Below are 12,996 nucleotides of genomic sequence, written 5' to 3'. Positions count from 1 at the left end.
GCGCCACCAGGACCGCGCCTCCTGCCGCCGCCGGGCGCAACTGGGGGAGGGTGACACGCCAGAACGTGCGCGTCAGAACGTGCGCGTCGGCCCGAGGCCGAGGGACCGGGCGGCCTCCTCCTGGGCGGGGTCGGTGCGGCGCAGCGCGGCCGCGACGGGCAGCTGGACGTACGGGAAACTCTCCAGGGTCAGGGCCAGGGCTACCCCGGTGAACCCGGTGAGGCGCGGCGCGGCGGACAGCCAGGCGAAGGCAGCGACATAGCTCGGCACGGCCAGCGGCAGGGCCACCAGGACCGCCCAGCCGCCCGCCCACGGCAGTGCCGTACGCGTGGTCAGCCAGGCCAGTGAGACGCCGAGGACCAGGCAGGCCGCTACGACGACGGCGGCCAGGGCGAGGCCGCGGGCGAGCAGGGCGCCGGTGCGCTCGGTGGTGACGATGCCCCAGGCGTAGCCCGGCCCGCGTTCGAGGGCGCGCACAGCGAGGTAGCCGAGCGGGAGCAGCGCGAAGACGGCGGCCACGGTCGCTGGGACGCCCAGCGCCCACGGGCTCCGCCCGCTCGGGCGGAGCCGCCGGACCGGGCCGGTGCGGGGGCCTCGCTGACGGACATCGCGGACGCCTCCGGCCTCATGACCGACCGGGCCTCAGACCAGTCCGGTTTCCTGGAGCATGGTGAGGGTCCGCTGGAGAGAGTCGAGCTCGCCGAGGTTGATCTTCGGCGCCTGGAGGGAGCCGAGCGCGGGCAGGCCCTTCGCCTTCTCGAGGTACTCCGCTTGAAGATTTCTTACGACCACGTCACGGAGCGGGCAACCTGCCGTGGCACGCTCACCGGTGGCAGCATGGAAGCCATCACAGGGGTGACGCACTACCTCCCCGCGCGGCAGGGAGGGGAGTCCCGGCACATCGAGCGCATTGAGGAAGAAGGGATGGACGTGGAGAGGATCTCTCCACCGCCAACCTTCTGCGTGGCGCCCCCGGCGGTGCGGTGGGGCCCGCTGAGGCGCTCACACGGGAACCGCCGCCTCGGGGAAGTGACACGCCACCTGTCGCGCCGATCCCGGCGTGGGACTCAGCTCGGGCGCCTGCGTGCGGCAGAGCTCCTGCGCCTTGGGGCACCGCGGATGGAAGGTGCAGCCCGGTGGCGGGGCCGCCGGGCTGGGCGGGTCGCCCAGGAGGGTGATCCGCTCGCGGGACCGCTCGGCGGCCGGGTCGGGAAGGGGAACGGCGGACAGCAGGGCGCGGGTGTAGGGGTGGGCCGGGTCGGCGTACACCCGCTCCTTGGGGCCGATCTCGACGATGCGGCCCAGATACATCACGGCGACCCGGTCGCACACCCGCTTCACGACCGACAGGTCGTGGGCGATGAAGAGGTAGGCGAGGCCGAGTTCGCGCTGGAGACGCTCCATCAGGTTGACGATCTGGGCCTGGACGGAGACGTCGAGGGCCGAGACCGGCTCGTCGGCGACGACCAGACGGGGACCGGTGGCGAGGGCTCGGGCGATGCCGATGCGCTGCGCCTGGCCGCCGGAGAACTCGTGCGGGTAGCGGTCGATGTGCTCGGGGATGAGGCCGACGAGCTCCATCAGCTCGGCGGCGCGCTTGCGGGCGTCCGCCGCCGGGCTGCCCTGCACGAGCAGCGGGTCCGAGATGATCCGGGCCACCGTCTGGCGGGGGTTGAGGGAGGAGTGCGGGTCCTGGAAGACCATCTGCAGGTCCTTGCGGAGCGGCTTGAGCGCGCGCTGCGACAGGTGGCTGATGTCGTGTCCGTCGTACGTGACGGAGCCCGCCGTGGGTTCGAGGAGCCGGACGATCGCGCGGCCGGTGGTGGACTTGCCGCAGCCGGACTCGCCGACCAGGCCGAGGGTCTCGCCCGCGGCGACCTGGAAGGTGATGCCGTCGACGGCCCGGACCGGCGCGGCGGACCTGCGCCGCCCGGGGAACGTCATGGTCAAGTCCCGCACGGAGAGCAGGGGTTCGGTGGTGGTCATGAGACAGCGCCTTCGTACGCGGGGAAGTGGCAGGCCGTCGGGTGTCCCGGCGGTCCTTCGAGCTGCGGTGCCGTCGTCTCGCAGCGGGCGCGCTCGGCGTCGGGGGCGTCGGCGACGAGCGGGCAGCGGGGCGCGAACGCGCAGCCCGGCACCGGTGTGAGCAGCGACGGCGGGCTGCCGGGGATCGCCCGCAGCGGTGCGTCGTCGCTGTCGTCGAGGCGGGGCAGCGAGTCGAGCAGGCCGCGGGTGTAGGGGTGGGCGGGAGTGGCGAACAGGGTGTCCACGGGGGCCTGTTCGACGGCCCTGCCGCCGTACATCACCAGGACCTCGTGGGCGACGCGGGCGACCACGCCAAGATCGTGCGTGATCATGATGACGGCCAGGCCCCGCTCCTGCTGGAGGCGGGCGATGAGCTCCAGGATCTGGGCCTGCACGGTGACGTCGAGGGCGGTGGTCGGCTCGTCCGCGATGAGCAGTTCGGGCTCGCAGACCAGGGCCATGGCGATCATCACGCGCTGGCGCATGCCGCCGGAGAACTGGTGCGGGTACTCCCGCGCGCGGCGCCGCGGCTCGGGGATGCCGACCTCGGCGAGGGCGTCGACGGCCCGCTCGCGGGCGGCTGTGCGACGGCTGCCGAAGTGCACGCGGTGGTGTTCGGCGATCTGCTCGCCCACGGTGTAGTACGGGTGGAGGCTGGACAGCGGGTCCTGGAAGATCATCGCGATGTTGCGGCCGCGCAGCCGGTTCAGCTCGCGCTCCGGCAGGCCGGTCAGCTCGCGGCCGCCCAGCGCCACCGAGCCGCTGACGGTGGCGCCGGTGTGCAGGCCCATCACCGCGAGGGACGTGACGGACTTGCCGGAGCCGGACTCGCCGACGATGCCGAGGGTCCGGCCGGGCCGCACGTCGAAGGACAGGGAGTCCACGGCCCGGACCGCGCCGTGCCTGGTCGGGAAGGTGACGGTCAGGTCCCGTACGGACAACAGGGGTTCGGCGGCGGCCATCAGTACCTCACTCGCGGGTCGACGACGGCGTACAGCAGGTCGACGGCCAGGTTGGCGACGACGATGAAGGCGGCGGCGAGCAGCGTGACGCCGAGGATGACCGGCTGGTCGCCGGTGGACAGGGCGCCGTAGAAGAGCCGCCCGATGCCGGGGATGCCGAAGATGGACTCGGTGATCACCGCGCCCGCGAGCAGCCCGCCGAGGTCCATGCCGAAGAGGGTGAGGATCGGGGTCATGCCGGCCCGCAGGCCGTGCTTGACCACGACGGTGCGGCGCGGCAGGCCCTTGGCGCGGGCGGTGCGGATATACGGCTCGGCCATCGTCTCGATCATCGAACTGCGGCTCTGGCGCGCGTACATGGCCGCGTACAGGATCGCGAGCGCCAGCCAGGGCAGGAGCAGGTTCGACGCCCAGTCGACCGGGTCCGACGTGAGCTCGACGTACTTGGGATAGGGCAGGATCCCGGCCGTGCGGATCAGGCCGTAGATGAGCATCATCGACGTGAAGTAGACGGGCAGCGAGGCGGCGGCGACCGCGCCGACCATCAGGGCGCGGTCGGTGAGGGTGTCCTTGCGCAGGGCCGCCACCACGCCCGCGCTCAGGCCGAGGAGCAGCCAGATCGCCGCCGCGCCGACGGCGAGCGACGCGGAGACCGGAAGGCGGTCCATGAGCAGGTCCCACACGCCCTGGCTGTTCTCGTACGAGTAGCCCAGGCAGGGGAAGTCGCAGTGCAGGGCGTACTGGCCGCTGCCCATGGTGCGGCCGGTGAAGATGCCCGTGACGAAGTCCCAGAACTGCCGCCACAGCGGCTGGTCGAGGCCCATGTGGGCGCGGATCGCGGCAAGGCGTTCCGCGCTGCACGCCTTGCCGCAGGCCGCCGCGGCCGGGTCGGAGGGAAGGACGTAGAAGATGGTGAAGGTGACGGCGGCGATGGCGATCAGGACGCCGGCGACGCCGAGGAGACGGCGGCCGAGGTAGACGATCATGTGCGGCTGCCTCTCGGGTCGAGGACGTCGCGCAGCGCGTCGCCGAGCAGGGTGAAGGCGAGCACCGTGAGGAACAGACACAGGCTCGGGACGACGAAGTACATGGGGTCCGTGTCGTAGAAGGCGACGCTCTCGGCGATCATCTGGCCCCAGGACGGGGTGGGCGGGCGCACGCCGACGCCCAGGTAGCTGAGGGCCGCCTCGGTGGCGATCATGCCGGGGATGATCAGGGTGGTGTACGCGATGACGGGCCCCGCGACGCCCGGCAGGATGTCCCGGGCGATGATGCGCCACGGGCCCGACCCGGCGACGCGCGCGGCGTCCACGTACTCGCGGTGGCGCAGCGAGAGCGCCTGGCCGCGCACGACGCGGGCGATGCCCGGCCAGCTGAACAGGCCGATGACGGCGGTCATCAGGAGGACGCGGTTGACGTCACGGGCCACCGACATCATCGCGATCATGAAGATGAGGGAGGGGAAGGACATCGTGAGGTCCATCAGGCGGGACAGCACGGTGTCGACGCGGCCGCCGAAGTAGCCCGCGGCGATCCCGGCCGCCGTGCCCGCGAGGACGACGATGGCGGTGGCGGCGCACGCGATGAACAGGGAGACGCGGGCGCCGTGCACGACGCGGGCGAACAGGTCGCGGCCCGTGACGGGCTCGACGCCGAGCCAGTGCTCGGCCGACATGCCGCCGAGCGGCCCGATGGGCTGGCCGCCCAGATAGGGGTCGATGGCGGACTTGTCGAACTCCTCGGGCGACCAGCCGCCGAGCGCGCTGAGCAGCGGGGCGGCGACGGCCATGACCGCGAACAGCGCGATCACGACGAGGGAGATCTTCACGGAGGTGCGGCGGCGCAGTTCCGCGCGGGCGAGCTGCCAGGGGGTGCTGCCGACCGGCACGGCGGGAGCCGGGACGGCGGGCGCGGGGGTGGCTCTGCTTGTTGTCATGGTCCGGCGCGACCTCAATTCCCGCTCTTGGAGGGGTTCTTCAGGCCGACCGTGGCGTAGTCGATCTGTCCGCCGAACGAGGTGTGGCCGTACGCGCCCGCGACGTTGGTGCCGAGGAGCAGCGGCATGCGCTCGATGACGGCGGGGGCCGTCGGGGCCTTGGCGAGGATCTGCCCGTCGAGCTCGCGCCAGGCCCTGCCCGCCTGCCGGGCGTCGGTCATGGCGGCGATCTCGTCCATGCGCCGCATGGTCGGCTTGTCGCGGAAGAGCGAGTGGTTGCCGGAGTTGCCCTTCTCCTTGATGTAGCGGCCGTCGAAGACGAAGGGCAGGAAGGTGGAGCCGGACGGGTAGTCCGGGCACCAGCCGGTGTAGACCAGGTCCGTGCGGTTCTTGGTGTCGCCGATGGTGTCGTAGAAGGCGGACTGGTCCACCGTCTCGATGGTGACCTTGATGCCCGCCCGGCCGAGGGACTGCTGCACCGCCTCGGCGATGCCCTTGTCCCCGTTGGAGACGGTGATGCTGGTGGCGAAGCCGTTCGGCTTGCCTGCGTCCTTGAGCAGCCGCTTGGCCTTGTCCACGTCACCGGTCACGGGGATCTTCAGGGCGTCGGGCTGCTTGCCGCCGAAGAGCGGGCCCGGCATGTAGGCGGTGGCCACGTCGTTGAGGGCCGGTCCGCCGGACGCGGTCATGACGCTCTCGCGGTCGAGGGCGTACTGCACGGCCTTGCGCACCCTGACGTCGTCGAACGGGGCGCGGCCCGTGTGCATCTGCACCATCTCGGTGCAGTTCTGGGACTCGGCGAGCAGCCGCTTCCTGACGTCGGCCTTGGGCAGCACCTTGGGGGTGCTCTCGGGGCGCAGCTTGGCCCAGGGGACGGCGGAGGCGTCCGCGCCCTGGCTCGCGACGAGCCGGTCGTCGATCTGGTTGGCCTTGAGCCCCATCGTGACGACCAGCTTGTCCGGGTACGCCTTGCGCACGCTGTCGGTGCGCGCGCTCCAGTGGGTGTTGCGGACGAGGACGAGCTGCTTGTCGCGGTCGTACGACTGGACCTTGTAGGGCCCGGAGGAGAACGGGCGGTTGTCGTACTGCGGGCCCTTGTCCTTGGCCTTCGGCACCGGGGCGAAGGTGGGCAGGACCGTGGCGTAGGGGAACTCCGCGAAGGGCTTGCGGAGTTCGAAGACGATCGTGCGGTCGTCGGGCGTCCTGACGGAGTCCAGGTGCTCGCCGTCGGCCGGGCCCTTGTAGCCCTTCGCCCCCGCGAGGTAGCGGGCCGCGTAGTCGGGGCCGCCGGGCAGGTCGGGGGAGAAGGACCGCTCCACGTTGTACTTGACGTCCCGGGCGGTGATGGGGGAGCCGTCCTCGTACTTCAGGCCCTTCTTGAGCTTGAAGGTCCAGGTCTTGGCCCCGTTGGCGGAGGTGCCGAGGGACTCGGCGAGATCGGGCACCAACTGGCCGCCCTTGGCGCCCGGTTCGGCCTTGTACGTGACCAGGGTGCGGTAGAGCAGCCGGGTGCCGAAGTCCATGTCGCCCATCACCCAGTTGCGGGCCGGGTCGAGGTGGGTGAAGTCCTGGTTGGACAGCACGGTGAGGGTGCCGCCCCGCTGTGGGGTGCCGCCGACCACCTTGCCGTTGTTGGCGATGGCGAGTCTCTTGCCGTCGCGGGCGTCGCTCGCCTTGTGCCCGCCGGAGCAGCCGGTCGCGCCGAGGGTGAGGGCCGCCGCGAGGGCGGTGGCCAGGGTGATGCGGGTGCGCTTGTCCATGAGTGGTCACTCCGGAAGAAGCCGAGGAACAGCCAGGTCTGACGAACCGTCGAAGCTGGCTGGAATGTGACCGGTAACATAGTAATGTGAAATTGCACTGACAAGGTGTCGGTGACTTCGTTACCTACCCGTGCCCGAGGGGGGACTGCCATGGACGACCTCAGAGCCGTCGAAGCGACCACCGGAACGACTGTCGAGGCAACCACCGGAACGATCGTCGAAGCGGCTGCCGGAGCGACCGGCGTACCGGCCACCGGGGAAGCCGCCGAACCGGCCGCCGAGGAAGCCGCCGGACCGGCCGCCGAGGAAGCCGCCGGACCGGCCGCCGCCATCCGCACCGCGAGCCACGACCTGCCGATCTCGCCGGAACTCGCCGCGTTCCTGTCGAGCCACTGGGCCCCGACCCCGCTGACCGGCGACATCCGCCTGCCGGTCGCGGAGCTGACGCCCGCCCGCCGCGCCCGGCTCTCCGCCCGCTTCCCCGGCGAGCGCCTCATCGTCCCGGCCGGCGAGCTCGCGGTCCGCTCCAACGACTGCGACCACCGCTTCCGCCCGCACAGCGCCTACGCCTGGCTCACCGGCCTGACCGGCGAGGACCAGGCGGGCCACGTCCTCGTCCTGGAGCCGGACGGACCGCACAGCCACGAAGCGGTCCTCTTCGTGCGCCCGCGCTCGCCGCGCGACGGCGGCGCCGAGTTCCACCGGGACCGGCGCTACGGGGAGTTCTGGGTGGGGCGCCGCCCCGACCTCGACGAGGCCGAGCGCATGACCGGCATCCCGTGCGCCCACCTGGACCGCTACCACCGCCTCCCGCCCGGCCGCGACGCCTCGACCGACCCCGAACTCGCCGCGGTGCTCAGCGAGTTGCGCCTGGTCAAGGACGACTGGGAGGTGACACAGCTGCAACTGGCCGTCGACCACACGGTCTCCGGCTTCGAGGACGTGGTCCGCGCCCTGCCCCGGGCCCTCGCCCACCCGCGCGGCGAGCGCTGGATCGAGGGCACCTTCAACCTCCGCGCCCGCGCCGAGGGCAACGGCACCGGCTACGAGACGATCGCCGCGTCCGGCGCCCACGCCTGCGTACTGCACTGGATCCGCAACGACGGCCCCCTCGACCCCGCCCAACTGCTCCTGCTCGACGCGGGCGTGGAGACCGACACGCTCTACACGGCCGACATCACCCGCACCCTGCCGCTCTCCGGCCGCTTCTCACCCGTCCAGCGGCAGGTGTACGAACTCGTCCTGGCCGCCCAGGAAGCGGGCATCGCCGCACTGCGGCCCGGCGCCCGCTTCCGCGACTTCCACCGGGCGTGCATGCGGGTCATCGCCGACGGCCTCGCCGACTGGGGCGTGCTGAAGAACGCGGACGGCGACCGCCACCGCCGCTACACCCTGTGCGGCAGCGGGCACATGCTCGGCCTGGACGTGCACGACTGCGCCCAGGCCCGCGCGGACGCCTATCTCGACGGCGTCCTGGAGGAGGGCCAGGTCCTCACGGTCGAGCCCGGCCTGTACCTGCAGCCGGACGACGAGACGCTCCCCGCCGAGCTGCGCGGCATCGGCGTACGCGTCGAGGACGACCTGGTCGTCACGGCGGACGGGGCGCGCCTCATGTCGGGGGCACTGCCGCGTACGCCCGACGCGATCGAGGCGTGGATGGGCGAACTCCTCGGGCACTGAGACCCCGCGCGGCGCTCGGCCGGAGGGATCGCAGGCGCACGCGTCACGTCCGATCGCATGAACACATGATCTCCGTGCGTGTCGTGGCGCGGCGCACGGACCGCCGCCTTCCATCGTGGGCTTGCCCGGCCACCGGGCAGGCCCGTCCATGACCGTGACAGGAAGGGGCAGTCGTGGCTGTCCGTCGTCGAGCAGTCCTCCGAGCGGGCGCGGCCGCCGCGGCCGGTGCCGCCCTGACGCAAGGCATCGGCGGCCCGCACGCCGCGGCCGCGACCCCGGCGGCGCCCTCGCTCCACCACCCCGACCCGGCCGCGTGGCGGCAGTTGCGCCGCGCGCTGAGCCCCGCGGCCCGGCTCCACCGGCCGGGCGACGCCGGCTACCCGGCCCGCGCGACGGTCGACAACCAGCGCTATGCCGGCGTCCGCCCCGCCGGAGTCCTCGCCTGCGCCACCGAGGACGACGTGCGCACCGCGCTCCGCTGGTGCGCCGAGCACCACCTGCCCTTCGCGCCCCGCTCCGGCGGCCACAACTACGCCGGCCACTCGACCACCCCCGGCCTGGTGATCAGCCTGCGGGCGATGAACCACGTGGCGCCGTACGGACGCCACCTCGTCCTGGGCGGCGGCGCCACCAACTCCGACGTCTACGCCGCCCGCGACGCGGGCCTCTACTTCCCGGGCGGGCGCTGCCCGGGCGTCGGCGTGGCCGGGCTCACGCTCGGCGGCGGGCTCGGCTTCAACGACCGCAAATGGGGCCTGACCTGCGACCGGCTCGTGGAGACCCGGGTCGTGCTGGCCGACGGAAGCCTGGTGCGGGCCGCGGCGGACGAGAACGCCGACCTGTTCTGGGCCTGCCGGGGCGGCGCGGGCGGCAACTTCGGCGTCAACACCGCCTTCGTCTTCGACGCCGTGCCCGTCGACCGGCAGCGCGCCACCGTCTTCGCCCTCTCCTTCCCGCTCACGGCGGGCCCGGACGTGGTGAGGGCGCTGCAGGAGCTCCTGGACGCCGACGCGGCCGGCGACCTCGACGTACGGATCGGCTTCAAGCACGCGGGCGACGGCGCCACCGGCGTGTGGGTGCTCGGTCAGCGCCTCGGCCCCGAGGGCGTCCTGAGCCGCCTCCTCGGCCCGCTCCTGGAACTGCGCCCGGACAAGAGCTTCATCGAAGAGCGCGGCTTCTGGGCGGCGCAGGACTACCTCATGGAAACCCCCGGGGCGAAGGACTGCTACGCCTCGAAGTCCCTCGTCCCGGACCGCCCGCCGACCCCGGACACCGTGGCCCACATCGCCGAGTGGACCCGCACCTGGCGGCCGGGCCCCACCCGGGCGACCGGGTACGTGACGCTCTTCGCCATGGGTGCCACCGTCGCCGCGCCCCGCCCGGACGAGACCGCCTATCCGCACCGCGCGGCCGCCTTCGTCATCGACATCGGCACCCACTGGCGGCCGGGCACCACACCCGACCAGGTGCGCTCACTCCTGGAGCGGACCCGCACCGTCCACCGTGCGCTCAGCCGCCGCCTTGGCACCGACGCGGCCTACGTGAACTTCCCCGACCCCGACCTGCGCGACTGGCAGCACGCCTACTACGGCGCCAACTACGCACGCCTGACGGAGGTCAAGCAGCGCTACGACCCCACCGGCCTCTTCCGCTACGCGCAGTCCGTCGGCGCACACGAAAGCCGGTGAGCCGGATCCCATAGCGGCGGGTACGCCGGATCCCGTGGCGACGGAGTGAATCTGACGCGCGTTCGAGTGTCGTATGTGCGTGCTACATCCCGATCGGGACATGTGAAGGACATGCCCCGACGCCACACCCGCACCGCTCGCCGTAACCGCCCCACTCGTCGCGCCCTGTCGCTCGGCGCCGCTTCCGTCGCCTCCCTCGCCCTCCTCTCGGCGGTCGCTCCGGCCGGAGCCGCCGAGCCCGGCCCCAGTGACGAGGTGCGGCGGCGCACCGTCACCGTCGACCGGCAGGACTACGCCGCGCTCTGCGAACGCCCGAGCGAGGGCCGCCCGCTGGAGCACACCCTGCGGTTCTTTCCTGACGTGGAGGTGCGGGCCGTCGCCGAGCGGATCGAGCCGGTGGACGCCGCCGGCACGGTCAGCTTCTCCGGGCACGAGCGGGACCGGCCCGAGCGGACCGTCTACCTCCATGTCACCGGGGCCTGCGACAAGGACGGCGACCCCGTCATGGTGGACGCGGTGTACGACCGCGGCGACCGCATCTTCCGGATCGCGCCGCTGCGCAACGAACCCGGCAAGGCCCTGGTGACCGAGGAGAACCCGACCCTGCGCGAGCACCCCGTCGGCGACGACGCCGACGGCCAGCACGCCTCGCTCGGCCAGAGCGTGCCCCGCCCGCCGCGGAGGGCCGCGTCCGAGACACCGGTCGTCATCGACATGGTGGTCGGCTGGACCCCGCGGGCGGAGTGGGCCATGGGCGGGGTCGACGGCATGCGGAACCGGGTCGCGTACGCCGAGTCGGCGATCAACCAGGCCTTCGCGGACAGCGGGGTGCGGGCGAGCGTGGACATCGTGGGCCTGTACCGCGCGCACTACTACCGCGACGGCGAGGAGAAGGCAAGCGCCGTCCACGAGAAGCTGTCCAATCCGCGCGACCCCGAACTCGGCGCGTACGCCGCCCAGTTCCGCGAGGCCCACGGCGCCGACCTCGTCGGCCTGATCGTGCAGGTCCCCGAGGGCACCAGCACGGGGCAGGGCAGCCTGCCGATGCCGCCGAGCGCGAAGACCGACGACCAGGCGTACTCGGTCACCGACGTCCACTCCATCGTGGACTGGTACAACTTCGGCCACGAGGTGGGCCACAACCTGGGCCTGTTCCACGACCGCGCGACCCTCGACGACCAGCTGGGCGGCCAGGACTACCGGCCGTACCTCACCACTCCGTACAGCACCGGCTATGTCACCGCGGACCGGCGCTGGCACACGCTCATGGCGTACTCCTCCGCCTGCGGCCGCCCCTGCTCGGCGGTCAACCAGTACTCCAACCCCGAACACGCCTGGCAGGGCCAGGAGCTGGGCGACCGGTACAACAACAACGCCCTCGTGGCCCAGCAGACCACCCCGATCGTCGCGGGCTACCGCGCCCCGACCGTGCCGCGCGTCCGCCACGCCCTGAACCTGACCGCCACCCCGGAGGACGGCGGCACGGTCCGCCCCACCACCTGGGGCCCCTACCGCCCGGGCACCGGAGTCACCGTGACGGCCACGCCGCGGCGCGGCTACCGCCTCACCGGCTGGGTCCTCGACGGGGTGCGGCACCGGAACACCTCCCCGTCCTTCTTCCTGAGGATGGACCGGGCCCGGTCGCTGACCGCGGAGTTCGCCCGCATGTGAGACGGCGGCCGCGGACCGGCCGCCGAGATTGTTCGTACGGACCCTTGGCACGCGCAGTGCAATGTGAAATATTACTGAGGTGCTCACAAGGAACTCCGCAGACGTCATCGTCGTCGGCGCAGGCATGATCGGTGCGGCCTGTGCCTACTACGCGGCCCGTTCGGGTCTGCGCGTCACCGTGGTCGACCGCGGCCCCGTGGCGGGCGGCACGACGGGAGCGGGCGAGGGGAACCTCCTGGTCTCCGACAAGGAGCCGGGCCCCGAGCTCGAACTCGCCCTGCTGTCGACCCGGTTGTGGCGCGAGCTCGCCGAAGAGCTTCCTCCCGCCATCGAGTACGAGGCCAAGGGCGGCCTCGTCGTCGCCTCCGCCGAGTCGGGTCTCACCGCGCTGCGGGACTTCGCGGACCACCAGCGCAAGGCGGGCGTCACGGCGGAGGAGATCCCGGCGGACCGGCTGCACGACCTGGAGCCGCACCTCGCCGACGGCCTTGCGGGCGGCGTCCACTACCCCGAGGACGCACAGGTCATGCCGACGCTCGCCGCCGCCCACCTGCTGCGCGCGGCGGGCAGTCGGATCCGCCTGCGCCTCGGCGAGGAGGTCACCGGACTGCTCCGCGGGGCGGCCGGTGAGATCCAAGGGGTGCGCACCACTCAAGGGGATGTGCACGCGCCGTACGTGGTCAACGCCGCCGGTACCTGGGGCGGCGACCTCGCCCGCCTCGCCCGGGTGGACCTTCCCGTCCGGCCCCGCCGGGGCTTCGTCCTGGTCACCGAGCCGCTGCCGCGCGTCGTGCGGCGCAAGGTGTACGCCGCCGACTACGTCGCGGACGTGGCCAGCGGGTCCGCCGCGCTGCAGAGTTCGGCCGTGGTGGAGGGCACTCCTGCGGGCCCGGTCCTGATCGGCGCGAGCCGGGAGCGGGTCGGCTTCGACCGCACCCTGTCGGTCGAGGTGCTGCGACGGCTCGCGGCACAGGCCACCGCCCTGTTCCCGGTCCTGGCCGGGGTCCGCGTGATGCGTACGTACGCCGGATTCCGGCCCTATCTGCCGGACCACCTGCCCGCCGTCGGGCTCGACCCGCGCGTGCCGGGCCTCCTGCACGCCTGCGGTCACGAGGGCGCGGGCATCGGGCTCGCGCCCGGCACCGGCCTGGCCGTCGCCCGCGCCCTGACCGGCGGCGAACCACCGCTCGACCTCACCCCGTTCAGGCCGGAGCGCTTCGCTCCCGCCGCCTGAGCCCGGCGCGCACCACCGCGCACGACTGCCCTGACCGCTA

Annotated in this window: 11 protein-coding genes; 4 read left to right on the top strand and 7 right to left on the bottom strand. The window is 72.7% G+C overall.

Annotation, left to right across the window (positions count from 1 at the left end):
• Positions 1–72: 72 nt before the first annotated feature.
• The 7 genes from ACFWZ5_RS02150 to ACFWZ5_RS02120 all read right to left on the bottom strand — a co-directional run bounded on the left by ACFWZ5_RS02150 (position 73) and on the right by ACFWZ5_RS02120 (position 6,683).
• Positions 73–519, bottom strand: a complete 447-nt coding sequence (locus ACFWZ5_RS02150) for a hypothetical protein (RefSeq protein WP_384795621.1) — start codon at positions 517–519, stop codon at positions 73–75.
• A 123-nt stretch (positions 520–642) separates the two neighbouring features.
• Positions 643–792, bottom strand: coding sequence for a hypothetical protein (locus tag ACFWZ5_RS02145; RefSeq protein WP_384795619.1), 150 nt, complete (start codon positions 790–792; stop codon positions 643–645).
• Between the two features lie 210 nt (positions 793–1,002).
• A complete protein-coding gene (locus ACFWZ5_RS02140) occupies positions 1,003–1,986 on the bottom strand; it encodes an ABC transporter ATP-binding protein (RefSeq protein ID WP_384795617.1) in 984 nt (327 codons plus the stop codon).
• Positions 1,983–2,987 (bottom strand): ABC transporter ATP-binding protein, encoded by a 1,005-nt coding sequence (locus ACFWZ5_RS02135; protein ID WP_384795615.1) that lies wholly within the window; start codon positions 2,985–2,987, stop codon positions 1,983–1,985. The genes ACFWZ5_RS02140 and ACFWZ5_RS02135 overlap by 4 nt, the downstream gene beginning before the upstream one ends.
• Positions 2,987–3,973, bottom strand: coding sequence for an ABC transporter permease (locus tag ACFWZ5_RS02130; protein WP_384795613.1), 987 nt, complete (start codon positions 3,971–3,973; stop codon positions 2,987–2,989). Before ACFWZ5_RS02130 ends, ACFWZ5_RS02135 begins: the two co-directional genes overlap by 1 nt.
• Positions 3,970–4,923: an ABC transporter permease gene (locus ACFWZ5_RS02125; protein ID WP_384795611.1), complete on the bottom strand. Its 954-nt coding sequence runs from the start codon at positions 4,921–4,923 to the stop codon at positions 3,970–3,972. Before ACFWZ5_RS02125 ends, ACFWZ5_RS02130 begins: the two co-directional genes overlap by 4 nt.
• 14 nt (positions 4,924–4,937) lie before the next feature.
• Positions 4,938–6,683, bottom strand: a complete 1,746-nt coding sequence (locus ACFWZ5_RS02120) for an ABC transporter substrate-binding protein (RefSeq protein ID WP_384795609.1) — start codon at positions 6,681–6,683, stop codon at positions 4,938–4,940.
• A 150-nt stretch (positions 6,684–6,833) separates the two neighbouring features.
• On the opposite strand from ACFWZ5_RS02120, the gene ACFWZ5_RS02115 reads away from it, so the two are divergent.
• From ACFWZ5_RS02115 to ACFWZ5_RS02100, 4 genes are all read left to right on the top strand, one after another.
• Entirely contained in the window at positions 6,834–8,363 is a 1,530-nt protein-coding gene (locus ACFWZ5_RS02115) for an aminopeptidase P family protein (protein WP_384795607.1), read from the top strand.
• Positions 8,364–8,536: 173 nt separating this feature from the next.
• Positions 8,537–10,051: an FAD-binding oxidoreductase gene (locus tag ACFWZ5_RS02110; protein WP_384795605.1), complete on the top strand. Its 1,515-nt coding sequence runs from the start codon at positions 8,537–8,539 to the stop codon at positions 10,049–10,051.
• Positions 10,052–10,162: 111 nt separating this feature from the next.
• Positions 10,163–11,722, top strand: a complete 1,560-nt coding sequence (locus tag ACFWZ5_RS02105; RefSeq protein WP_384795603.1) for a reprolysin-like metallopeptidase — start codon at positions 10,163–10,165, stop codon at positions 11,720–11,722.
• 79 nt (positions 11,723–11,801) lie between these two features.
• Positions 11,802–12,956 carry an NAD(P)/FAD-dependent oxidoreductase gene (locus ACFWZ5_RS02100; protein ID WP_384795601.1) on the top strand — a complete coding sequence of 385 codons (1,155 nt, stop codon included), beginning with the start codon at positions 11,802–11,804 and terminating at the stop codon, positions 12,954–12,956.
• Positions 12,957–12,996: the final 40 nt, after the last annotated feature.

The sequence above is a fragment of the Streptomyces sp. NPDC059003 genome, from assembly GCF_042740445.1.
Taxonomy (GTDB): Bacteria; Actinomycetota; Actinomycetes; order Streptomycetales; family Streptomycetaceae; genus Streptomyces.
Note: the sequence above shows the minus strand (reverse complement) of the source record. Positions and strands in the feature narration are given on the sequence as shown.